Origin of the sequence: Streptomyces sp. LMG1-1-1.1 (genome assembly GCF_040815545.1) — a bacterium.
Lineage (GTDB): Bacteria > Actinomycetota > Actinomycetes > Streptomycetales > Streptomycetaceae > Streptomyces.
In genome coordinates, this window is record NZ_JBFPNH010000028.1 from 77,792 (window position 1) to 100,452 (window position 22,661).

A 22,661-nucleotide genomic window follows, 5' to 3' on the forward strand; every position below is an offset into this window, starting at 1 on the left:
CCCTCACTCCTCTTCACTGTCGGGGACGTCCTGGTCCAGGTAGGCGACCCGCAGGATGCTGACCTGCCGCGCGCCCTCGGGCCTGAGGGACGGGTCGGACTCGCGTGCCTCGTAGGGCCGGAGCAGGGCGTCGATCCGCTCTCCGAGCCCGATCAGCTCCTCGGGGGTGAGGTGGAGCAGGGAGTCGCCGAACTGCTCGGCCTCCCGCCACTCCCTCGGCAGCCGGTGGCGGTTCTCCATGGCACGGGTGACCCGCTCGAAGTAGCGCTCGGCGACCGCGGCACTCAGCGCGTCGGCGGCCTCCGCGATGGTCGCGTCCTCGCTGTAGTCGGGCCACTCCGTGTACCGGGCCGTGGCCTGCCAGGGCTTCTCCCGCCCCCGCCCGCCCGGCGCCTCCTCCACGAGCCCGTACTTGGCGAGTATGCGCAGGTGGTAGGAGCAACTGGCCACGGATTCGCCGGTCAGCTCGGCGGCCCGGGTGGCGGTGAAGGGTCCACTGCTGCGCAGCAGCCCCACGAGGGACATTCGCAGGGGGTGGGCATAGGCCCGCAGGGCGCGGGGGTCGGTCAGACGGATGCTGCGGGGCTGCTCGCCTCCGGGGGGCGGCTCACTGGTCTCCGGCATGTTGAAAACCTATCTTTAGAAAGACTTCTTTACAAGGATTTCTTTACAAAGATTCCTCTACAAGCCCTCACCATCCCCTCGGCACGGCCACGAGCCCCCGTCCCGCCCCCACCACCGCGATCGCCCCGTCCAGATCCGTCCGCAGCACCCGGGCGCCGCCCGCCCGCAGCGCCTCCACCGTCCGGGGCGACGGATGCCCGTACGGGTTGTCCCGCCCCGTCGACACCAGCGCGAGCCTCGGCCGTACCGCGTCCATCAGCCCGGGGTCCTGGTGCGCGGATCCGTGGTGCGCGACCTTGAGCACGTCCACCGGCTCAAGACCGGGATGGGCCCGCAACAACTCCCGCTGCGACGGCGGTTCCAGATCACCGAGGAGCAGCAGAGTCACCCCTCCCCCGGTACGGACGAGCAGCGTGACGCTCGCATCGTTCGGCCCGGCGGACGACACCCCGGAAACGCCCGACCGCCCCGAAGCGTCCGGACCCCCGGAAGCCGCCGTCCGTCCCGAGGCACTCCCGGAATCCGCCGGAGGCCAGAGCACCCGCCACTCCAGGGCCCCCACCCGCCGTTCCTCCCCCGGACCCGCCGGGATCAGCGGCACCCGCGCGGCGGCGGCCGTCCGCCGCACGAACGCCGCCTGGGCCGGCGGCTCTTCGAGCCCCGTCGTCTGGATCGCCCCCACGGACCGACCCCGCAGCACACCCGGCAGCCCTGCCACGTGGTCCGCGTGGAAGTGGGTGAGCACCAGCAACGGCACCCGCCTCACCCCGAGTTCCCGCAGGCACCGGTCCACCGCCACGGGGTCGGGTCCCGCGTCCACCACCACCGCGGCGTCCCCGCCCGCCGCGAGCACCGTCGCGTCCCCCTGCCCCACCTGGCACATCGCGAACACCCACCCCGGCGGCGGCCACCCGCTGACCCATCGGGGCAGCGGCGCCGGTCGTACCACCACGACCAGGAGCAGCACAACCAGGAGCACGGCGACCGGCCCCCGGTGCGGCAGCCTGCGCGCCCCGAACACCACCAGGGCCGTGAGTAGCGCGAGGGCCAGACCACCCCACCACCCTCCGGGCCACTCCAGCTCCGCCCCCGGCAGCGCGGCACCCCTGCGGGCCACCCACGCGATCCACGCGGCCGGCCATCCCGCCACCCACGCCAGGCCCTCCGCGCCCGGCGTCCATACCGGCGCGAGGGCGAGCGTGGCGAATCCGAGCACGGTCGCCGGCGCGACCGCGAGCTCGGCGAACAGGTTCGCCGGAATCGCGACCAGGCTCACCCGGGCGGCGAACACCACCACGACCGGAGCACACACCGCCTGCGCGGCCAGCGCGGCGGCCAGCGCCTCCGCCGGCCGGCCTGGCACCCGGCACCGCCGCAGCGCCTCGCTCCACCGCGGGGCGAGCGTCAGCAGGGATCCGGTGGCCAGGACCGAGAGCAGGAATCCGTAACTCCGCGCGAGCCAGGGGTCGTAGAGCACCAGGACGAGGACGGCGGCGGCCAGTGCGGGCAGCAGTGATCTCCGGCGGCCGGTGCCGATCGCGAGCAGCACGACGAACCCGCAGGCCGCGGCGCGCAACACGCTCGGATCGGGCCGGCAGACGACCACGAAGGCCACGGTCAGCGCTCCCCCGGCCAGCGCGGTCGCCCGCAGCGACATACCGAGCCGGGGTGCGAGCCCGCCCCTCTCCACATGGTGCGCCCGCCCGGGACGCCCCACGAGCAGTAGCAGGACGATCGAGAGGTTGCTGCCGGAGACCGCCAGCAGATGGGTGAGATCGGCCGCTTCGAAGGCGTCCCGCAGCTCGGGGCCGATCCGGGACGTGTCCCCGACGACCAGGCCCGGCAGCAGGGCCCGCGCGTCCGGGTCGAGCCCGTCGGTCGCCCTCCGCAGCCCGGCGCGCAGCTCCCCCGCCGTCCGTTGCGGCCCGCTCGGCGGGCCCACGATCGTCGGCGGTCCCGCCCCGTCGGCCTTCAGCACCGCGGCGAACGGCTCACCGGCACGCAGCGGTGGCGCCAGCCTGCCGCCGACCCGCAGCCGCGTGGAGGGAAGGAGGCGCAGCCATTCCGCCCGCTCCTCGCCCGGCGGCACGATCACCAGCACCGGCGCGCGGGTCCGATGGACCGATCCGTTCAACCGCTCGACCCGGGTCACCTCGCCGTCCATGACGACCGAGACCGGAGCCATCGCGTCGCCCCGCACCCGGGGCCTGGTCAGCCGTGGATCGGAGGTCACCGTCACCTCCGTCCGAACCCGCGCGTACTCCTCCGCCAGCGCCGGCACGGGCCCGCGCCGCAGATCCGCCGCATGCAGCCCCGCCGAGGCGGCCCCGGCCGCCGCGCACAGCAGCACCCCGGCACACGCCGTCGCCCGCAGCCGCCACCCGGGCGAGGCCCGCCCCGCCCCACGCGCGCCCGACGGAGGCACGGCGTCCACCACGGACGAGGCCCGCGCCGCCCGGCGCGCATCCACCGGAGGCACCGCATCCACCACGGACGAGGCATCCACCACAGACGGGGTGTCCCCCATGCGCACCGCGGACGCCACCGGGACGGCTGACAGCCCCGGGAGCACAGACAGCACCGGCACCCCGGACCCGGACACCTCACCCGCCGCGCCCGCCGCCTCCGCCGCGCCCGCCGCTTCCGCAGCCCCCTCCGCTTCCGCAACCCCCTCCGTCGCCCACCCCACGGCACACCCCCCGTCGGCACGCTCCCCAGCGGCGCACTCCCCGGAGACGCCCGAAGCACCGCCACCGCCCCCGAGCCGCCGGGCCGACGCGGGGACCAGCAGGACCGCGGCCCCCACGAGACAGCCGACGACACCGGCCACCGTCCACCACCCCGTGGCCCCCAGCGCACACGCGGCGGCCGCCCAGGCCGCGACCGCGAGCGGAACGAGCCGGAGATCCACCGGCCCCTCGTCCCCGGGCACCGTGCCGCGCCTCATGGCCGGACCAGCGGTTCGAGGTCGGCGAACCTGCGTTCGCCGATGCCGTTGACCTCCCGCAGTTCGGTGACCGACCGGAATCCGCCGTGCTCGACGCGATGGTCGACGATGTGCTGGGCGAGGACCGGGCCGACGCCGGGAAGGGTGTCCAGCTGCTCCACCGTGGCCGTGTTGAGGCTCAGCGGCACCGCGGGCGCACCACCACCCGGACTCCCGGCGCCCGAACCGGCTCCGCCGGACGGCATCCCTGGTACACCGACGAGCACTTGCTCGCCGTCGGACAGGACGCGGGCCCGGTTGAGTCCGGTGAGATCGGCGCCCGGACGCACCCCGCCGGCGGCCCGCAGGGCGTCCGCCACCCGCGAGCCCGCCGGCAGGGTCAGCACTCCGGGCCTGAGCACCTTCCCGCCCACGTCGACGACCACCTTCGCCCCGGAACCTCCGAGAGCAGCGGAAGCACCGGACGCCCCCGAAGCCGCGGCCGCCACCGACCCCACCGTCGGCCCCGGCCCCAAACCCGGCCCACCCCCAGCCGCAGCCGCAGCCCCAGACCCAGGCCCTGCCCGCAGGCCCGGTACGCCGGGCGCCTCGGGTGCCGTCGCCTCACGGGCGGCCCGGATGAGCTCGGGGGCACCCACCGGCTCCGGCCGCCCCGTCCAGAAGTGCGCGCCCGCGAGTCCCGCGGCCACGACGAGGAGCACCGTCAGCGCGGCCAGCGTCCTCGGCTCCAGGCCACACCTCGTCTGCACCCAGACCGGCGTCCGCTCGCGGACGACCGCCGCCAGTCGCGCCCGCACTCCGGGCGGCGAACCGCGCTCCGGCGCCGCCGGTTCCTCCCGTACCTCCGGGGGCGGCTCCCATGTCTCGGGCTCCACCGGCGGCGCCGCCGCAGGGAACATGGCCTCCCCCCGCTGCCGCGCGGCGGCGCCCGGCACGGCGACGACGCGCCGCACCCGGGCGCGCCTCCCGGCCCTGCCCGGGGAGCTGCCGCGTCCGCCGGTGCGGCTCCGTCCGTCCGAGCCCGGCGGCCGGCCGGGCCCACTCGTCGAAGGACCCGTGGAGCCCGTGGTCCGGGGAGCGGTCGATGCGATGCGTGTACGAAGAGTCATGGTCGTGACGGTAGGAGTCACGAACCCGCCGTGCGGGGCTCACCTTCGTTCCGTGGAAGGGGTGGCCGTTGTGGAAAACTCCGTCACTCTCCCGGGGGACGGGGGCGGTGACGACGGGCGGTGTCAGCGCGGCGAGACGACCACCGCGAGGAGTCCGGGGCCCGTGTGCGCGCCGATGACCGCGCCCACCTCGCTGACCTGGAGCTCTCCGACTCCCGGTACGCGCTCCCTGAGCCGGTCCGCCAGGGCGGCGGCGCGTTCGGGTGCGGAGAGGTGGTGCACGGCGATGTCGACGGGGCCTGATCCGGCGCGCTCGGCGGCGATCTCCTCCAGGCGTGCGACGGCCTTGGAGGCGGTGCGCACCTTCTCCCGGAGTTCGATGCGCCCGCCGTCGAGTTCGAGGAGGGGCTTGACGGCGAGGGCCGATCCGAGGAGCGCCTGCGCGGTGCCGATGCGCCCGCCCCTGCGCAGGTAGTCCAGGGTGTCGACGTAGAAGTAGGCGGAGGTTCCCGCGGCGCGCTTCTCGGCCGCGGCGACCGCCTCGTCGAGGGAGCCGCCCGACTCGGCGACCCGCGCCGCCGCCAGGGCGCAGAAGCCCAGTGCCATGCCCATCATGCGGGTGTCGACCACCCGTACGGGCAGGGGCGCTTCCTTCGCCGCGAGGACGGCGGCGTCATAGGTTCCGGAGACCTCGGCGGAGAGGTGGAGCGAGACGACGCCGGTCGCCCCGGCCGCGGCCGCCTCGCGGTACGCGGCGGCGAACACCTCGGGACTCGGGCGCGACGTGGTGACGGGCCGCCGCTTCTGCAGGGCCTCGGCGAGGGCCACGGCGGAGATCTCGGTGCCCTCCTCGAGGGCCCGGTCGCCGATGACGACGGTCAGCGGGACCGTGGTGATCTCGTGCCGCTCCCTCGTCTGGCGTGGCAGATAGGCCGTGGAATCGGTGACGATCGCGACATGCCGGGACATGAGCGGGAGGTTACCCGCCGGGGCCGCCGCTCGGGAGCCCGACCCCCCTGGGGGACGTCCCGCCCGTGGGCGGCCGCTCCGTCAGGGGGTGGTCTCCGGTTCAGGTGGTGGTCTCCGGCCGGGCGCTCTTCTCCCAGGGGTAGGCGGTCCGCCGGGGGTCGGGCGCCGTGATCGCGGACGGCTCCGCTCCGGGCGCCGTCCCGGGAGCACCGCCGCGCGCGGCTCCGGCACCGGGAGCGGTGCCGGGCGCCGTCCGCGGCGTGGCCTCCGGTCCGGTCCAGTGGCGCAGGGCGCCCGCCTCGACGTCGATCTGCGCGCTGAGCGTCGACAGGTCGTCCTCGGCGAACCTGACGGCCCGGTCCCGGGCCGCGCGCCGCAGCGCGTCGGCCGAGCCGGTGATCCGCTCGGTCCGCGCGGTGAGATCGGGGAGCTGTCCGGCCACCCAGGACCGGTCGGGCTCCCGCTCCAGACGCTTGAGGTCGCCGTCCAGTTCGAGCCCGTGTGCGCTGAGCCGGTGGAACAGTTCGAGCGACTCCTTGAGGGAGGCGTCCTCGACGGCGCCCGCCTGCAGTGCCTCCTGGGTGGCCCGCATGGAGGTGCGCAGCGTGAGGCGCAGCCGGGCCAGCTCGCTCGCGACCCCGGCCTGGCCGAAGCTCTTGGCCCGCAGCGTGGTGTCCTCGACCGTGCGCCGGGCCTGGTCGATGGTGCGGTCGACACCGCGCTTGGCGGCCTTCGCGACCTTCACGGTGACGAACACCCCGAGTGCCACGAAGGACAAGAAGAGCAGCGCCATGATCGTGATAATCGTGGCTTCCATGTGTGCCCCTCCGGCATCCGTCGAGTCCCCACGGCTGTGGTATCTCCACCGTAAACGGATCAGGCAGGCCGGGGGTTCCAATCGAACCCCCAACCTGCCCGTAGGGGAAACCCCTATGCGTCGCTAGGCGACGATGTTGACCAGCTTCGGCGCGCGCACGATCACCTTGCGGATCTCCGCGCCGCCCAGCGCCGCGACCACGTGCGGGTCGGCCAGCGCCAGCGTCTCCAGCTCCGCGTCGGTGATCGACGGGGAGACCTCCAGGCGGGCCTTGACCTTGCCCTTGATCTGCACGACGCAGGTCACGGTCTCGTCGACGACGTACGCCGGGTCGGCGACCGGGAAGTCCTGGTGGACGACCGAGTCGGCGTGGCCCAGCCTGCGCCACAGCTCCTCGGAGATGTGCGGGGCCAGCGGGGCGACCAGCAGGACCAGCTGCTCGGCGACCGGGCGGGAGATCGCACCGCCGGCCTTCGTCAGGTGGTTGTTCAGCTCGGTGATCTTGGCGATGGCGGTGTTGAAGCGCATCCCCGCCATGTCCTGCGACACGCCGTCGATCGCCTTGTGCAGGGCACGCAGCGTGTCCTCGTCGGGCGCGGTGTCGACGACGGTGACCTCGCCGGTCGACTCGTCGACGATGTTGCGCCACAGGCGCTGCAGCAGCCGGTACTGGCCGATGACCGCGCGCGTGTCCCAGGGGCGGGACACGTCCAGCGGGCCCATCGCCATCTCGTACAGGCGCAACGTGTCGGCGCCGTACTCGGCGCAGATCTCGTCGGGCGTGACCGCGTTCTTCAGGGACTTGCCCATCTTGCCCAGGACGCGGCTGACCTTCTCGCCCTGGTACCAGAAGCCGCCGTCGCGCTCCTCGACCTCGGCCGCCGGCACGGCGATCCCGCGCGCGTCCCGGTAGACGAAGGCCTGGATCATGCCCTGGTTGTACAGCTTGTGGAACGGCTCGGCCGACGAGACGTGGCCCAGGTCGAAGAGCATCTTGGACCAGAAGCGCGCGTACAGCAGGTGCAGCACGGCGTGCTCGGCGCCGCCGACGTACAGGTCGACGCCACCGGTCGGCATGCCCTCGCGCGGGCCCATCCAGTACTGCTCGACCTCCGGGTCGACCAGCTTCTCGGAGTTGTGCGGGTCCAGGTAGCGCAGCTCGTACCAGCAGGAGCCGGCCCAGTTGGGCATGGTGTTGGTCTCGCGGCGGTAGCGGCGCGGACCGGCGCCGTCACCCAGGTCCAGGGTGACGTTGACCCAGTCCTCGTTGCGGGACAGCGGGGTCTCGGGCCGGGTGTCGGCGTCGTCCGGGTCGAAGGTGCGCGGCGAGTAGTCCTCGACCTCGGGCAGCTCCAGCGGCAGCATCGACTCGGGCAGCGAGTGGGCGACGCCGTCCTCGTCGTAGACGATCGGGAAGGGCTCGCCCCAGTACCGCTGGCGGCTGAACAGCCAGTCACGCAGCCGGAAGTTGACGGTGCCCTCGCCGATGCCGCGGTCGGCCAGCCAGGCGGTGATCTTCGCCTTGGCGTCGACGACGCCCAGGCCGTCCAGGGAGATCGCGTCGTTGGCGGAGTTGACCAGCTTCGCCTCGTAGGAGGCGAAGGCGTCGTCCCAGGTCGACGGGTCGGTGCCGCGGTCGTCGCTCGGCTCGACGACGCAGCGCATCGGCAGCTCGAAGGCGCGCGCGAAGGCGAAGTCGCGGGTGTCGTGCGCCGGGACGGCCATGATGGCGCCGGTGCCGTAGCCCATCAGGACGTAGTCGGCGATGAAGACGGGGACCTGCTCGCCGCTGACCGGGTTGGTCGCGTACGCGCCGGTGAAGACGCCGGTCTTGTCCTTGGCCTCGGCCTGGCGCTCGACGTCGGACTTGGAGGCGGCCTGCTTGCGGTAGGCGTCGACGGCCTCGGACGGGGTGGCGTGTCCGCCGGTCCACACGTCGTGGGTGCCCTCGGGCCAGGCCGCCGGGACGATCTTCTCGACCAGGTCGTGCTCGGGCGCCAGGACCATGTAGGTGGCGCCGAACAGGGTGTCCTGGCGGGTGGTGAAGACGGTGATCGCGCCGGTGTCGCCGACCTGGAAGTCGACGCGGGCGCCCTCGGAGCGGCCGATCCAGTTCCGCTGCTGCAGCTTGATGGCCTCGGGCCAGTCCAGCCCGTCCAGGTCGTCCAGCAGGCGGTCCGCGTAGGCGGTGATCCGCATGTTCCACTGGCGCAGCTTGGACTTGAAGACGGGGAAGTTGCCGCGCTCGGAGCGTCCGTCGGCGGTGACCTCCTCGTTGGCCAGGACGGTGCCCAGGCCGGGACACCAGTTGACGGGTGCCTCGGAGGCGTACGCCAGGCGGTACTCGCCCAGGACGTCGGAGCGCTCGGCGGCGGTCAGCTCGCTCCACGCGCGCGTGGAGCCGGGGATCTCACGCGTGCCGTTCTCGAACTGCTCGATCAGCTCGGCGATCGGACGTGCCTTGCGGGCCTCGTCGTCGTACCAGGAGTTGAAGATCTGCAGGAAGATCCACTGGGTCCACTTGTAGTACTCCGGGTCGATCGTGGCGAACGACCGGCGCTTGTCGTGGCCCAGGCCCAGCCGGCGCAGCTGGACCTTCATGTTCTCCATGTTGGCCTCGGTGGACACACGCGGGTGCGTGCCCGTCTGCACGGCGTACTGCTCGGCGGGCAGACCGAAGGCGTCGAAGCCCAGGGTGTGCAGCACGTTGTGCCCCGTCATGCGCGCGTGGCGGGCGAAGACGTCCGTGGCGATGTAGCCGAGCGGGTGGCCGACGTGCAGTCCCGCACCCGAGGGGTACGGGAACATGTCCATGATGAACTTCTTGGGCCGGGCGGCGACCGCGGGATCGCCCGCCAGGTCACCGGTGGGGTTCGGCGCCTCGTAGGTGCCCTCGGCGTCCCAGAAGTCCTGCCAGCGTGCCTCGATGTCGGCGGCCATGGCTGCCGTGTAGCGATGCGGGGCCGCCGTCTCGGCGGCCGTATTGATCTCGGTCATGGTCCTTGAAGCTCCATCGATCGTCTCTGCCCACGGCCACTGACTGCCCGAAATGAAAAATCCCCTCGCACAGGAGGGGATGCCGCGCCGACTCCGACGGAGTGTCTGTTTCCGCCGGGACTGGTCAGCGCGGCTCGGTAAGCAGGAGGCGTACGGCACGCATGGCGCCAGGGTACCGCAGGGCCCGCACGGGCCGCACCGGCGTTCCGGGGATGGCGGGGGTGATCACGAGGCGGGGTAACGGAGGGGATGACGTGGAAGGGGTGGTGACGGAGAAGCGGGGTGATGACAAAGAAGCGGGCCACCCTGTCCGGGTGGCCCGCTTTCTCTTCTGTGGAGCTAAGGAGAATTGAACTCCTGACCTCCTGCATGCCATGCAGGCGCTCTACCAACTGAGCTATAGCCCCTTGCTGTTTCCCGTCTCCGTTTCGGTTTCCCTCGCGGCGACAGACAGAACATTAACCGGCCCTCGGGCAGATCTCCAAATCCATTCTCCGGACCCCTCTGACCAGGCGGGTAGGGTCGCCGACTGTGTCCGTCTCCGTGCTCTCGAAAACCCGCGCCCGGCCGTGGCCCCTGGCCACCGCCGCGGCGGTCTGCCTGCTCTCGTTCGCGGCCTTCTGGGTGGCGCAACGCCTCGCCCACGTGAACATGCTCGACGTGATGGTCTACCGGGCCGAGGGCGAGACGGTCCGCGCCGGCGGCGACCTGTACGCGATGCGCGCCACCTCGGCGAACCTCGGCATGACCTACCCGCCCTTCGCGGCCCTGCTGTTCGTCCCGCTGACCCTGGTGGGCGTCCCGCTGATGCGGACGCTCAGCACCGCGGGCAACCTGCTCCTGGTCGTCGCCCTGGTCCAGCTCTCGCTCCAGCTGGTCCGCCCGTCGCTGTCCCGCACGGACCTGTGGCGCACGACGCTCTGGGTCGCCGCGGTGGCGGTCTGGTGCGAGCCGGTGTGGACGACGCTGCGGTACGGCCAGATCAACCTGCTGATAGCGGTGGCGGTGCTCTGGGACCTCACCCGCCGCGAGGGCAGCCGCTGGGCCGGTCTGGGCATCGGTCTGGCGACCGCGGTGAAGCTCACACCGGGACTCTTCGTGGTCCTGCTGCTGGCCGCGGGGCTGCTGCTGTGGCGCCGGGACCGGTCCTGGAACCAGTGGCTGCGCACGGCGGTCACGGCGACCGGGGTGTTCCTGGGGACCACGCTGGCCGTGGCGCTGGTCCTGCCGGCGGACTCGAAGCGGTTCTGGACCCAGACCCTGTTCGAGACGGGCCGGGTCGGCTTCGCCGAGGAGACCGGCAACCAGTCCATCCGCGGCGTCCTGGCGCGGCTGATGCACACCGACGACCCGGGCATGTGGTGGGCGGTGGCCGCGGCCGTCCTGGGCGGTGCGGCGATGGTCCTCGCGGTACGTGCCGCGGTGCGGGGCGACAAGGCGGTGGCCGTGGTCGTCTGCGCGTTCACGGCCCTGATGATCAGCCCGATCTCGTGGTCCCACCACTGGGTCTGGTGCGTGCCGCTGCTGATCCTGCTCGCGGACCGCGCCACGCGCGCGTGGCCGGTGACGGGGGCGGTCGCCCTCGCCTTCGCCTCGTTCGCGCTCTGGTGGGTGCCGCACGACCCGGGCCGTCCCGAACTGGACCAGAACGCCGGGCAGATGCTCCTCTCGGCGATCTACCCGCTGACGACGACGGCGCTGCTCGTGGGGTACGCGCTGACGCTGCGGCGTCAGGCCGTGGCGAAGGAGTAGAACCGCTTGAGGGTGCAGTGCTCGTCGAGGAGCCGACCGTAGATCGGCTCGCCCTCCAGCTCGCGGTACGTCTCGATCGGGTCGCCTTTTATGATCAGCGCCCGCGCGCATTCCTCGCACCAGTACTGGAAACCGGTGTTGACGGGATCCATGTCGCGCACGATGGGCGTGCCGCTGCCGCACCAGTCGCACTTCCGCCTGTGTGCACCCATCGATCAGCTCCAGCCGTGGCCGCAGGCCGTGCACCCACAGGACGCCCCGCCGTTGTCGCCGAGCACTTGGGTCACCCTCCCGTCCGGAGCCTCGTCCCCCTCCGGCCGTCCGATTCTGCCATGGCCCCGCAAGAGGGTCAGCGTGCTCGGCGCGGCAGCCCCGCCGAGGCGGCGCCCACGACCGAGGCGGCGGCCAGAGCGAGGGCGGTGGCCCACAGCGCGTCGGCGGAACTCTGCGCTCCGGGAGCGGTCAGGCGACCGAGGAAGAGCGTGCCGAAGGTGGCGACCCCGATGAGCTGGCCGAGCTGGGTGACGGTGGCGAGCAGACCGCTGGCGTCGGCCGCGTCCTCGGCCCGTACGGTGGCCAGCGCACCGGTCAGCGCCGGGCTGAAGGCCAGTGCGATGCCCGCGCCGAGCGCGCCCAGGGCCGGGTAGAGCCCCCAGCCGCCCGAGCCGCCGTCCCCGAGCAGCCCGCCGACGGCGACGGCGGCGACGGCCGCGAGCAGGAACCCGCCCGGGACGAGCACGCGCTGCAGCCGGGCCGGCCAGCGCCGCCAGGTGAGCCCGACGACGCCGAACACCACGGCGGCGGGACCGAACGTGAGTCCGGCACGCAGGGCGCTGTGACCGAGCCCGCCCTGGAGGTGCAGGGTGAGGGTGAACAGGAAACCCGCGTTGACGCCCATCGCCACGGTGATCCACAGGACGGCCCGCCCCATGCCGGGGATGCGCAGGACCCGCGGGGCGATGAGCGGCGCGCCGCCGCGGCGGGCGAGCCCCGACTCGTACGCGCCGAACGCCACCAGGAACACCAGGGAGGCGCCGAGGGAGAGCCAGGACCACAGCGGCCAGTCCTGCTCTTGGCCGAGGACCAGGGGGACGGTCAGCAGGGACACGGCGGCCGCGAGCAGGAGCAGGCCCGGCAGGTCGAGGCCACGCGCACGCGTGGGCCCGCCGTGGGCGTCCCGGGGCAGGATCCTGGCGCCGAGGACGAGCAGGACGAGCCCGATCGGGACGTTGACGAGGAAGACCGGCCGCCAGCCGGTGCCGAAGAGGTCGGCGCTCACCAGGATGCCGCCGACGACCTGGCCGGCGGCGGCGCCGGTGGCCAGGACCGCGGAGTAGGCGCTGAGGGCGCGGACCCGGTGCTCGCCGGTGAAGTTGCGCTGGATGAGGCTCAGCACCTGCGGGATCATCAGGGCCGATCCCGCGCCCTGCGCGAGCCGGAAGGCGATCAACTGGCTTGTTCCCGCCGCGAGTCCGCAGGCGAGGGAGGCGGCGGTGAAGAGGGCGAGGCCGCCGAGGTACATGCGCCGGTGCCCCAGCAGGTCGCCCAGGCGGGCTCCCGTGATCAGCAACACCGCGTAGGCGATGGTGTATCCGGCGATGACGAGCTGGAGCGCGGCTCCGGACGCGTCGAGTTCGGTACGGATGGTGGGGGCGGCGACGTTGACGATGAAGACGTCGAGGAGCGCCATGAACTGGGCGGCGAGCACCACGCCGAGCAGTACTCCGGGGCGGTTGTCGGTGCCACGGTCTTTACTGAGTACGGGACGTGTCGTGGTCGGGGTCATGCGACGAGCGTGACGGCGATCGGATACGGGTAACGAGAGCCCGCTGATGCTGGTACTGACAGCACCTGGCAGCGGCGGCACGGGGACTCGACCATGGGGGTGTGACGATCGTGGCAGCAGTACCGACACAGCGGCGCCGACGGCCGGAACTGGCCGCGTTCCTGCGCAGCCGCCGGGCCAGGGTGACACCTGAGGACGTCGGCATGCCACCGGGCCTGCGCCGCCGCACGCCGGGGCTGCGCCGCGAGGAGGTCGCGCACCTCTCCGGGGTCGGCGTCACCTGGTACACCTGGCTGGAACAGGGCCGGCCCATCAACGCCTCCGCGCAGGTCCTCGACGCGGTCGCCCGCACGCTGCGCCTCGACCGGCCCGAGCGCGAGCACCTCTACCACCTCGCCGAGGTGCCCTACGCCCCGGACCGGCCCGCCGCGGCCTCCGAGGTGGTCAGCCCGGAGATCCAGGGCATCCTCGACGCCCTGGACCCGCACCCCGCCGTGCTCTACAACGCGCGGTACGACGTGCTCGCGACCAACGTCATGTACGAGCGGCTCCTGATGCAGGGCGGGCAGGGCATGGACACCGGCCCGTTCGGCATACGCAACGTCCTGTGGGCGCTCTTCAGCGTGCCCGGACCCCGTTGCCCCATCGTCGACCGGAAGCGGGAGCTGCCGCTGATGGTGGCCCAGCTGCGCGGCGCGTACGGACGCCATGTGGGCGAGCCCGCCTGGGAGGAGTTCGTGCGGCGCCTCGCCGACGCCAGTCCGGAGTTCGCCCGGCTCTGGCGGAGCGGTGACGTGGTCCCGCCGGGGACCCGGGTGAAGACCTTCCGTCACGAGCGGGTGGGCGAGGTGCGGTTGACCTCGGTCTCCCTCTCCGTCAACGGGATGCCGGAGTGCCGGATCGTCGCCTACACGCCGAACGACGAGGAGAGCCGCCTCGGGATCGAGTCCCTGCGCGAAGGGCCGTGACGGCAAGGCGGCCACAACGACGAATCCCGCCCCCTTGCGGGGACGGGATCCGGTGATTGTGGAGCTAAGGAGAATTGAACTCCTGACCTCCTGCATGCCATGCAGGCGCTCTACCAACTGAGCTATAGCCCCTCGTGTTCTTCCGTTCTTCGCGCTCTGCGCTGCGAACAAGAAGAACTCTAGCCTGTGACCTGCCGGAAAGTGAAATCCGGGTCCGGCAGGCAGGCCTCCGGCGTCAGTCGTCGTCGCCGAGGACCGGCTCGGGCAGCGTGCCGGCGTTGTGCTCCGTCAGGCGCCACCCGCGCGCGCCCTCGCCGAGGACGGACCAGCAGCAGTTGGAGAGGCCGCCCAGGCTCTCCCAGTGCCGCGCCTCCAGACCCAGGAGCCGGCCGATGGTGGTGCGGATGGTGCCGCCGTGGCTGACCACGACGAGGGTGCCGTCGTCGGGCAGCTTGTCCGCGTGCCCCAGGACCACCGGAGCGGCCCGGTCGGCCACCTCGGTCTCCAGCTCGCCGCCGCCCCTGCGCACGGGCTCGCCGCGCTTCCAGGCGGCGTACTGCTCGCCGTACCGCGCCACGATCTCGTGGTGGGTCAGCCCCTGCCACTCCCCCGCGTACGTCTCGCGCAGCGCGGAGTCGTGGACGACGGTGTGGCCGGTCAGCGCGGCGAGCTCGGCGGCGGTGGCCGACGCGCGCTTCAGGTCGGAGGCCACGATGGCGTCCGGCTTCAGCGCGGCCAGCAGCCGGGCGGCACGGCGCGCCTGGGCGACGCCGGCCTCCGTCAGCTCGATGTCGGTCGAGCCCTGGAAACGGCGCTCCAGGTTCCAGGAGGTCTGGCCGTGGCGCCAGAGCACGATGCGGCGGCCGCTGCCGCCCTTGGTGGTGCTCAGCTCAGCTCACCGTCCACCTCGTCGGGCAGACCGGCGGCGTGGTCGGAGAGGTCGACACCGGTCAGGGCGGCGTGCTCGGCGCCCTTGCCCCGGGTCTTCTGGGCGTCCTCGGGCAGCGAGAGCTCGGGGCAGTCCTTCCAGAGGCGCTCCAGCGCGTAGAAGACGCGCTCCTCGCTGTGCTGGACGTGGACGACGATGTCGACGTAGTCCAGCAGGATCCAGCGCGCGTCGCGGTCGCCCTCACGGCGGACCGGCTTGGCGCCGAGGTCCTTGTTCAGGCGCTCCTCGATCTCGTCGACGATCGACTTGACCTGGCGGTCGTTGGGCGCGGAGGCGAGCAGGAAGGCGTCGGTGATCGACAGCACGTCGCTGACGTCGTACGCGATGATGTCGTGCGCGAGCCGGTCTGCGGCCGCCTGGGCGGCGGCGTTGACGAGCTCGATGGAACGGTCCGTAGCGGTCACAAGCAGGCTTTCGTCGGCGGTCCAGTACCCCTCCAGGGTCTCACGGACCGCCGACGCCCCCGCCAACGTTTTCCGGAGCGCCGCTACGAGGCCCCCGGGACCTTGTAGTCCTGGCCGAGGATCACGGTGACCGCGGCCGCTCCCACCGGCTTGCCCCTGGTGACCGCGCCGGCCGGCAGACCGAGTGTCTTGGCCACCTCGACCGCCGTCGGCTTCTGCGCCTCGTCGCCGTAGACGACCTGCGACTTCGCCTGGGTGTCCCCCGTGCCGCCGCCCACGAAGGCGTAGCCGCCGTTGATCAGGACGACCCGGGCGGCCTCGGTGGCCTTCTTGCCGGAACCGTCCCGCACCGAGACGCGGGCCACGTCGCCCGCCTCGGGAGCGGTGACCTTTCCGCCGAGGATGTCCTTCACCACACTGTCGCTCGCGCCCTCGGTCAGCGTGCCGTCCTGCCCGACCGGGAGCAGGGCGGTCTTGTAGTCGCCGATCTTGGCGTGCTCGGCGAGCTTGGCGAGGGAGGCGGCGAGGTCCTTCTCCGGGAGCGAGGGGTCGAGGATCTGCTGGAGGGTCTCGACGGTGACCGTGGCGGCCTCGGGGTCGGAGGAGATCTTGCGCAGCACCCCGTACATGACCTGCCCGAAGCGCTGGAGCTGCTTGGCCTCGGCCTCGCCGGGCGCCCGGTAGGTGGCGTAGGCGACGGCGGCGCGGCCGTTCAGCGTCTGCTTCTCGCCCTTCCTGACGAGCGGCTCCGCGCCCTTCTTGGTGTCCGGCACGTCCGTGTCGGTGTCCGTCTCGATGCTGCTGACGGCCTCGACGAGGTTCTCGAGGTACGGGGTGTCCAGGCGCCAGGTGCCGGTGATCTTCGTGCCGAGGAGGTTGTCGATCGCCTCCCGGGTGCCGCCGGAGCCGTCGTCCTCGACCGACTTGCCGAGGGTGGTCGCGGCGCCCTCGTCGTCGGCGACGACGACGGAGTTGGGAAGCAGGATCGTGGTGCCCTGGCGGGTGGTCGTGTTGTCCACGAGGAGGGCGGTGGAGGTGCCGCCGCTCTTGAGGTCGTGGAGGTGGACGACGATCGTGTCGCGCTTCTGCGGACCGGTCGCGGTGTTCCCCTTCTGCTCCGGGGCTGACGTCCCGGGGAGCAGGCCGGCGGACCAGAGGTAGCCGACGCCGCCCACGGCGGCGAGCACGAGGACGACGACGAGCGCGATGATCCGGTTGCGGCCCCGGCGCCTGGCCTCCTCGCGCCGCTCGGAGCGGCTCTCGGTGAACTTGAGCCAGTCGATGACGTCCTCGGAGTCCTCGTCGGGCTCCTCGATGAAGGAGAACTGCTCGGTGCGGTACTCCCGGTCGTCGTCGCCCTGCCGTGACGGGGCGGGCCGCTCGGGGGCGGGCCGCTGGCCGGGGACGCCGGCCGGGGCCGCGACGGGCGCAGGCGGGGCGGGCGGCGCGGGGGCGGCCTGCGGCGGGGCGGGCTCGGCCTGGGCGGCCCACTGCTGCCCGGTGTCGTAGGCGGACGGGTAGGCGTAGCCCTGCTGTCCGTAGGGGTCGTACTGCGGCTGCTGGGCCTGGGGTTGCTGCGCCTGCGGCTGCTGGGCGTACGGGTCGTAGCCGTACGCCTGCGGGGGCTGCTGGGGCTGGTGCTGCTGCTGTTGGCCGGCGTACGGGTCGTAGTGCTGCGCGGGCTGCTGGTACACCGGCTGCCCGTACTCGTCGTAGCCGATGATCTGCGGCTGCTGCGGATAGTACGGGTCGTACGGATGCTGCTGGTCGTTCACCGGTGCCCCTCCCCGAAGCTCACTCGCCGCGGTACAGCTGGCGTTTGTCGATGTAGCGCACCACGCCGTCCGGAACCAGGTACCAGACGGGATCGCCCTGCGCGACCCTCGCCCGGCAGTCGGTGGAGGAGATGGCCAGGGCGGGGACCTCGACCAGCGAGACGCCGCCCTTGGGCAGTCCGTCGTCGGTGAGGTCGTGGCCCGGCCGGGTGACGCCGATGAAGTGGGCGAGCGAGAAGAGCTCCTCGGCGTCGCGCCAGGTGAGGATCTGCGACAGCGCGTCGGCCCCGGTGATGAAGAAGAGGTCCGAGTCGCTGTTGAGAGAGCGCAGGTCCCGCAGGGTGTCGATGGTGTACGTCGCGCCGCCGCGGTCGATGTCGATGCGGCTGACCGAGAACTGCGGGTTGGACGCCGTGGCGATGACGGTCATCAGATACCGGTCCTCGGCCGCGGAGACCGCCTTGTGGCTCTTCTGCCACGGCTCCCCGGTCGGTACGAACACCACCTCGTCCAGGTGGAACAGGGCGGCCACCTCGCTCGCCGCCACCAGGTGTCCGTGGTGGATCGGGTCGAAGGTTCCGCCCATCACGCCGACTCGGCGCTTGCCACGCCCGCCAGTAGGCACTTCCTGCTCTCCCATGCGTGCAGAGCCTACTGGCACGGCGGCGGACGCCTGATCAGTGGTCGCCGGATCAGCGGTCGCGGTTGAAGCGGGTGGTGATCCACAGCAGCAGGAGCAGGGCACCGAAGGCGCCGAAGCCGGTGAGGTAGGGGCTGAGGCTTTCGTGGTTGCCGCCGCCGTGCTCGGCGCCCTCGGCAAGGGTGACCAGGTTGGCGGCGGTGCTGTGGAGGCTCATCTTCAGCAGACCTATCGATCGGGGATGGGAGCGGAGACTTCGCGCACATCGTATGCGGGCCGTCCCGACGCGCTCACGCCGACTCAGGCGTTGGCGTCGCGGTCCGTCCCGCCGTCCGTGCGGCTCGCCGGTCCGCCGGCCTCGTCGGCGGCGTCCGTGTCGTCGGCTCGGTAGCCGCGCAGCAGGAACCAGGCGAGCAGGGCGCCGCCCACGAGCGAGACGATCAGCACGATCCGGATCGTGTTGCCCGGCCCTTGTGCGGCGGCCTCCGCGAGCAGGGCGGCAGCGGCGTCGGCGGTGTCCGGCATGTCGGTCGTGCTCCTAGGTAGTCCTCGTGCCCGAGTTATCCACAGGCCCCGGCACACGGTAACGCCAGCCCCTACGCTGGGTTCAGTCAGGGGGACGAGCACCGACTCGTACGAACAGGGGGCATCCATGACCGAGAACGACCAGGGGAACGTGCCGAGCAGGCAGCGGAAGCGGTTCCCGGGCATCTCCTCGCGGGCCTACGAACATCCGGCGGACCGATCGGCCCTGGTGGCCCTGCGGAAGCTGAGCGGCTTCGACACGGTCTTCAAGGCGCTCAGCGCCCTGCTGCCCGAGCGCAGCCTGCGGCTCCTCTTCCTCTCGGACTCCGTCCGGGTGAGCGACGCGCAGTTCAGCCATCTCAACGACATGCTGAGGGACGCCTGCTACATCCTGGACCTGGAGAAGGTCCCGCCGATGTACGTGGCGCAGGACCCGAAGCCCAACGCGATGTGCATCGGCCTGGACGAGCCGATCATCGTCGTCACCACCGGTCTGGTGGAGCTCCTCGACGAGGAGGAGATGCGGGCCGTCGTCGGCCACGAGGTCGGTCACGCCCTCTCCGGCCACGCTGTCTACCGCACGATCCTGCTCTTCCTCACGGGTCTGGCCCTCAAGGTCGCCTGGATCCCGCTGGGGAACGTGGCGATCATGGCCATCGTGACGGCGCTGCGCGAGTGGTTCCGCAAGTCGGAGCTCTCCGCGGACCGGGCCGGTCTGCTGGTCGGGCAGGACGTCCAGGCGTCGATGCGCGGTCTGATGAAGATCGCCGGCGGCAACCACCTGCACGAGATGAACGTGGACGCGTTCCTCGCCCAGGCCGACGAGTACGAGAAGTCCGGGGACCTGCGGGACTCGGTCCTGAAGATCCTCAACGTGCTGCCGCGCACGCACCCCTTCACCACCGTGCGGGCGGCGGAGCTGAAGAAGTGGTCGGAGAACCGCGACTTCCAGCGGATCATGGACGGGCACTACCCGAAGCGCTCGGAGGACAAGGACACCTCGGTCACGGACTCCTTCCGGGAGTCGGCTGGGCACTACGCCGACACCGTGCGGACCAGCAAGGATCCGCTGATGAAGCTGGTCGGGGACATAGCCGGCGGCGCCGGCGACCTGGCGGGCGACCTGGGCGGCCGGCTGCGCAGCCGCTTCGGGTCGGGTCAGGGGCCCCAGAAGCCGGACGCCGGGAAGGACGGGGAGGGCGGCGCCCCGGACGGTCAGAGCGAGGGCTGAGCGCGCGGCGCGAGGGCTCCGCACAGCGAGGGTGCGGCGGGCCGGTCCGTGGCGTACGGGTCGGTGACCGCCGGGCCGCCGCCCGTGTCGGGGACCCGGGACCCGGCCAGGAGCGGCTTCAGCGAGCCGGTGGTGTCGGCGCCGCACGCCTGCGGGCCGGCCTCCACGGTGCTGGTCAGCAGCTCGACCCGGTGCATGCGCAGGTCGTCGCGGTCGAATCGGAAGTGCACCTGGCGGTGGACCGTGAAGAGGGACGCCGCGGCGACCGGTCCGGCGCCCTGGACGGCCGGGCGCAGCGCGTAGGTGTACGTGTGGTCCGCGGTGACGTCCAGGGTGTCGGGGCCGGTCTCCTCGAAGCGGAGGGTGCCCTGCACGCGGGCGGCGGGATCGGCGAGGACGGCCCGCTCGGGGTCGAAGCGGACGAGCCAGCCGGCGAGGGCGTGGCGGCCGTCGTCGACCGGTGACTCGACGCTCCGGTCGAACTGCTCCAACTGGTCCGGGTCGAGCAGCAGCCGGGCGGGCCGGACGGTCGACCCGGACAGGACGGCGGGCTCCAGGGAGGAGGCCACCAGGTACTCCTTGGCGATGCCGAGGGCGGTGACGACCTGGCTCTCGGCGAAGTGGGAGGTGCGCCCGGTGACGGGCAGGTTGATGCCGGCGGCCCCGGTGCGGTACTCGGCGGCCGGGCTGCGGGCGAAGAGCCGCGCGGGCTCGCCGCCGGGGACGGTGCCCTGGGGGGCGAGCGGGACCACCGTGGTGCGCAGCGGCTCGGCCCGCTGGTCGACGGGGGGCTGGTACGGGTTGCGGACGCCCAGGTAGATGGCGGTGCCGAAGGCGAGGAGGATCAGCAGGACCAGCAGGAGCGCCTGGCGGGAGCCGGTGCGGCCCTCCCAGGCGGAGGGGCGGCTGCGGACGGCCTGGGCGTGCTCGCCCATCCGTTCCTGGGCCGAAAACTCCTGGAGGCGGGCAGCACGGACGAACGCCTCGTCGAAGACGACGGATCGGTACTCGTCCTCACCACCGCCGGGGAACCCCTCGGGCGTCCCCTCAGGCGGGTCGCCACGCCCTGCCATACCTTCAGGGTAGGTCCGCGGGGGCTTCGGTAAACGCCCAGGTACACGACAAGTTCGGAAGAATTCCGCCGTCGGGGTGTACGGGCCCTGGGGGGACGGGGCGGCGACCGCTATTCGGGCACGGCGGACCGGAGCGCGGGCGCGACGGCCGCGGGCGGAGCGGGGAGCGGCTTCGGCGTGTCGACGCCGGTGGTGGCCGGCGGCGGGACCGGTTCGTCGCGGTGGGCGGCGGCGCCCCGGTAGACGGCGCTGAAGGCCAGCGCGACCATGCCGATGCCCATGACGAGGGCGAGGAGCCAGGCCACCGGCCGGTGCCAGCGCGCGCTGCCCCGGTAGGGGCGCAGGGCGCCTCCGTGGCGCCCGTAGGGGCTGGCGTCGTCGCCGACGTCGTCGGGCTCGTAGGTGTGGCCTACGGGGTCGCGGCCGTCCTCGTAGGGGTCGTCGTCGGCCCCTCCGATGCCGGCCCGGGCGCGGGCGGCCTCGGCCTCCGCGCGGGCCTGGGCGGCGGCGAGGAGGCGTTCCACCGCCGTCGGCTCGTGGACGGGGGCGGCCCGTACGAACTCCTCGTCGAACACCACGGCGGCGTAGACCTCGTCGGCGCCTCCGCGGTCGACACGGTCCTCGGGGTCCCCGCCGTCCTGGAACGGCGTGCCCCCCACGTCGTCCGGCACGGATTCAGAGTAGACCCGCGAGGGGGTTTTGGGCAGGGAGAGTGCGAACCCTCCCCGCCCGTCCTGAAAGGAGGTGTTACCGCACGTGGCCGTCGCCGGTGACGATGTACTTGGTCGAGGTCAGTTCGGGAAGGCCCATGGGGCCCCGGGCGTGCAGCTTCTGGGTGGAGATGCCGATCTCGGCGCCGAAGCCGAACTGTCCGCCGTCCGTGAACCGGGTGGAGGCGTTCACGGCGACCGTGGTCGAGTCGACCAGCTGGGTGAAGCGGCGGGCCGCGGCCTGCGAGGTGGTGACGATCGCCTCGGTGTGGCCGGAGGACCACATCCGGATGTGCTCCACGGCCTTGTCGAGGGAGTCGACGACCGCGGCGGCGATGTCGTACGAGAGGTACTCGGTCTCCCAGTCGTCGGCGGTGGCCGGTACGACGGTGGCCTTGGAGCCCTCGGAGAGGGCGAGGACGCGCTCGTCGGCGTGGACGGTGACGCCGGCCTCGGCGAGGGCGGCGAGCGCCTTGGGCAGGAAGGCCTCGGCGACGTCCCGGTGGACGAGGAGGGTCTCGGCGGCGTTGCAGACGCTGACCCGCGAGGCCTTGGAGTTGATCAGGATGTCGACGGCCATGTCGAGGTCGGTCTGGGCGTCGACGTAGACGTGGCAGTTGCCGGTGCCGGTCTCGATCACCGGGACGGTGGACTCCTCGACGACCGTCCGGATGAGGGAGGCGCCGCCGCGCGGGATGAGCACGTCGACGAGGCCGCGGGCGCGCATCAGCTCGCGGACCGACTCGCGGGACTCGCCGGGGACGAGCTGGATGGCGTCGGCGGGCAGTCCGGCGCCGCCGATGGCGTCGCGCAGGACGGTCACCAGGGCGGTGTTGGAGGCGTACGCGGAGGAGGAGCCGCGGAGCAGGACGGCGTTGCCGGACTTGAGGCAGAGGGCGGCGGCGTCGACGGTGACGTTGGGGCGGGCCTCGTAGATGATGCCGACGACGCCGAGCGGGACGCGGACCTGGCGCAGGTCGATGCCGTTGGGGAGGGTCGAGCCGCGGACGACCTCGCCGACGGGGTCGGGCAGGGCGGCGACGTCGCGGACGTCGGCGGCGATGGCCCGGACGCGCTCCGGCGTGAGGGTGAGCCGGTCGATGATGGCCTCGCTGGTCCCGGCTTCGCGGGCCTTGGCGATGTCCTCGGCGTTGGCCTCGACGATCTCGGCGGTGCGGACTTCGAGGGCGTCCGCGATCGCCAGCAGGGCGTCGTCCTTGGCCGCGCGCGGGAGTGGCGCGATTTCGGCGGCGGCGCCACGGGCCCGGTAGGCGGCCCGGGCGACCGGGGAGAGGTTGTCGAGGGGCGTGAGCGAGGTCATGCCCGCAGGGTACTTGGCCCCCTGCGGACATCCCTCACGTATCCCGCACTCCGAGACGCGCCCC

General features: G+C 72.6%; 20 protein-coding genes and 2 tRNA genes. 3 read left to right on the forward strand and 19 right to left on the reverse strand.

Going from position 1 to position 22,661, the window contains the following annotated elements; translation table 11 throughout:
• Nucleotides 1–3: 3 nt before the first annotated feature.
• From MRBLMG1_RS16710 to MRBLMG1_RS16740, 7 genes are all read right to left on the reverse strand, one after another.
• Nucleotides 4–624, reverse strand: coding sequence for a winged helix-turn-helix domain-containing protein (locus MRBLMG1_RS16710; RefSeq protein ID WP_367824809.1), 621 nt, complete (start codon nucleotides 622–624; stop codon nucleotides 4–6).
• A gap of 67 nt (nucleotides 625–691) precedes the next feature.
• Nucleotides 692–3,151 (reverse strand): ComEC/Rec2 family competence protein, encoded by a 2,460-nt coding sequence (locus MRBLMG1_RS16715; protein ID WP_367824810.1) that lies wholly within the window; start codon nucleotides 3,149–3,151, stop codon nucleotides 692–694.
• Between the two features lie 416 nt (nucleotides 3,152–3,567).
• Nucleotides 3,568–3,996: a helix-hairpin-helix domain-containing protein gene (locus tag MRBLMG1_RS37325; RefSeq protein WP_414721594.1), complete on the reverse strand. Its 429-nt coding sequence runs from the start codon at nucleotides 3,994–3,996 to the stop codon at nucleotides 3,568–3,570.
• A gap of 807 nt (nucleotides 3,997–4,803) precedes the next feature.
• Complete coding sequence (locus MRBLMG1_RS16725) at nucleotides 4,804–5,649, reverse strand: DegV family protein (RefSeq protein ID WP_367824812.1); 846 nt, start codon at nucleotides 5,647–5,649, stop codon at nucleotides 4,804–4,806.
• Nucleotides 5,650–5,749: 100 nt separating this feature from the next.
• On the reverse strand, nucleotides 5,750–6,466 hold the full coding sequence (locus MRBLMG1_RS16730) for a hypothetical protein (protein WP_367824813.1): 717 nt from the start codon (nucleotides 6,464–6,466) through the stop codon (nucleotides 5,750–5,752).
• Between the two features lie 123 nt (nucleotides 6,467–6,589).
• Entirely contained in the window at nucleotides 6,590–9,463 is a 2,874-nt protein-coding gene (gene leuS, locus MRBLMG1_RS16735) for a leucine--tRNA ligase (protein ID WP_367824814.1), read from the reverse strand.
• Between the two features lie 334 nt (nucleotides 9,464–9,797).
• Nucleotides 9,798–9,870, reverse strand: a tRNA-Ala gene (locus MRBLMG1_RS16740).
• Between the two features lie 124 nt (nucleotides 9,871–9,994).
• Between MRBLMG1_RS16740 and MRBLMG1_RS16745 the strand changes: the two genes are divergently transcribed.
• Complete coding sequence (locus MRBLMG1_RS16745; RefSeq protein ID WP_367824815.1) at nucleotides 9,995–11,215, forward strand: glycosyltransferase 87 family protein; 1,221 nt, start codon at nucleotides 9,995–9,997, stop codon at nucleotides 11,213–11,215.
• On the opposite strand, the gene MRBLMG1_RS16750 is transcribed toward MRBLMG1_RS16745, so the two are convergent.
• Together MRBLMG1_RS16750 and MRBLMG1_RS16755 are read right to left on the reverse strand one after the other, a co-directional pair.
• Nucleotides 11,194–11,427 (reverse strand): hypothetical protein, encoded by a 234-nt coding sequence (locus MRBLMG1_RS16750; RefSeq protein ID WP_017239283.1) that lies wholly within the window; start codon nucleotides 11,425–11,427, stop codon nucleotides 11,194–11,196. The two genes, MRBLMG1_RS16745 and MRBLMG1_RS16750, sit on opposite strands and share 22 nt — an antisense overlap.
• A gap of 137 nt (nucleotides 11,428–11,564) precedes the next feature.
• Nucleotides 11,565–13,001: an MFS transporter gene (locus MRBLMG1_RS16755; RefSeq protein WP_367824816.1), complete on the reverse strand. Its 1,437-nt coding sequence runs from the start codon at nucleotides 12,999–13,001 to the stop codon at nucleotides 11,565–11,567.
• 101 nt (nucleotides 13,002–13,102) lie between these two features.
• On the opposite strand from MRBLMG1_RS16755, the gene MRBLMG1_RS16760 reads away from it, so the two are divergent.
• Nucleotides 13,103–13,969 (forward strand): helix-turn-helix transcriptional regulator, encoded by an 867-nt coding sequence (locus MRBLMG1_RS16760; RefSeq protein WP_367824817.1) that lies wholly within the window; start codon nucleotides 13,103–13,105, stop codon nucleotides 13,967–13,969.
• Between the two features lie 59 nt (nucleotides 13,970–14,028).
• Here MRBLMG1_RS16760 and MRBLMG1_RS16765 read toward each other — a convergent pair.
• The 7 genes from MRBLMG1_RS16765 to MRBLMG1_RS16795 all read right to left on the reverse strand — a co-directional run bounded on the left by MRBLMG1_RS16765 (nucleotide 14,029) and on the right by MRBLMG1_RS16795 (nucleotide 18,262).
• Nucleotides 14,029–14,101: transfer RNA gene (locus MRBLMG1_RS16765), tRNA-Ala, on the reverse strand.
• Between the two features lie 103 nt (nucleotides 14,102–14,204).
• Nucleotides 14,205–14,858 (reverse strand): histidine phosphatase family protein, encoded by a 654-nt coding sequence (locus tag MRBLMG1_RS16770; RefSeq protein WP_367824839.1) that lies wholly within the window; start codon nucleotides 14,856–14,858, stop codon nucleotides 14,205–14,207.
• Entirely contained in the window at nucleotides 14,855–15,322 is a 468-nt protein-coding gene (gene rsfS, locus MRBLMG1_RS16775; RefSeq protein WP_367824818.1) for a ribosome silencing factor, read from the reverse strand. Before rsfS ends, MRBLMG1_RS16770 begins: the two co-directional genes overlap by 4 nt.
• Nucleotides 15,323–15,405: 83 nt before the next feature.
• Nucleotides 15,406–17,097, reverse strand: a complete 1,692-nt coding sequence (locus MRBLMG1_RS16780; protein ID WP_367824819.1) for an LCP family protein — start codon at nucleotides 17,095–17,097, stop codon at nucleotides 15,406–15,408.
• Nucleotides 17,098–17,116: 19 nt separating this feature from the next.
• The gene (nadD, locus tag MRBLMG1_RS16785) at nucleotides 17,117–17,737 is read right to left on the reverse strand and encodes a nicotinate-nucleotide adenylyltransferase (protein ID WP_367824820.1); all 621 of its coding nucleotides are present in this window, start codon (nucleotides 17,735–17,737) and stop codon (nucleotides 17,117–17,119) included.
• A gap of 52 nt (nucleotides 17,738–17,789) precedes the next feature.
• Entirely contained in the window at nucleotides 17,790–17,954 is a 165-nt protein-coding gene (locus MRBLMG1_RS16790; protein ID WP_367824821.1) for a hypothetical protein, read from the reverse strand.
• 83 nt (nucleotides 17,955–18,037) lie between these two features.
• The gene (locus MRBLMG1_RS16795; protein ID WP_367824841.1) at nucleotides 18,038–18,262 is read right to left on the reverse strand and encodes a hypothetical protein; all 225 of its coding nucleotides are present in this window, start codon (nucleotides 18,260–18,262) and stop codon (nucleotides 18,038–18,040) included.
• A 127-nt stretch (nucleotides 18,263–18,389) separates the two neighbouring features.
• Between MRBLMG1_RS16795 and MRBLMG1_RS16800 the strand changes: the two genes are divergently transcribed.
• Complete coding sequence (locus MRBLMG1_RS16800) at nucleotides 18,390–19,493, forward strand: M48 family metallopeptidase (RefSeq protein ID WP_367824822.1); 1,104 nt, start codon at nucleotides 18,390–18,392, stop codon at nucleotides 19,491–19,493.
• Here the strand turns inward: MRBLMG1_RS16800 and MRBLMG1_RS16805 are convergent.
• The 3 genes from MRBLMG1_RS16805 to MRBLMG1_RS16815 form a co-directional block, all read right to left on the reverse strand.
• On the reverse strand, nucleotides 19,478–20,566 hold the full coding sequence (locus MRBLMG1_RS16805) for a hypothetical protein (RefSeq protein WP_367824823.1): 1,089 nt from the start codon (nucleotides 20,564–20,566) through the stop codon (nucleotides 19,478–19,480). The genes MRBLMG1_RS16800 and MRBLMG1_RS16805 overlap by 16 nt on opposite strands.
• A gap of 110 nt (nucleotides 20,567–20,676) precedes the next feature.
• Nucleotides 20,677–21,237: a hypothetical protein gene (locus MRBLMG1_RS16810; protein ID WP_367824824.1), complete on the reverse strand. Its 561-nt coding sequence runs from the start codon at nucleotides 21,235–21,237 to the stop codon at nucleotides 20,677–20,679.
• Between the two features lie 76 nt (nucleotides 21,238–21,313).
• Complete coding sequence (locus MRBLMG1_RS16815; protein WP_367824825.1) at nucleotides 21,314–22,597, reverse strand: glutamate-5-semialdehyde dehydrogenase; 1,284 nt, start codon at nucleotides 22,595–22,597, stop codon at nucleotides 21,314–21,316.
• Between the last annotated feature and the right edge of the window lie 64 nt (nucleotides 22,598–22,661).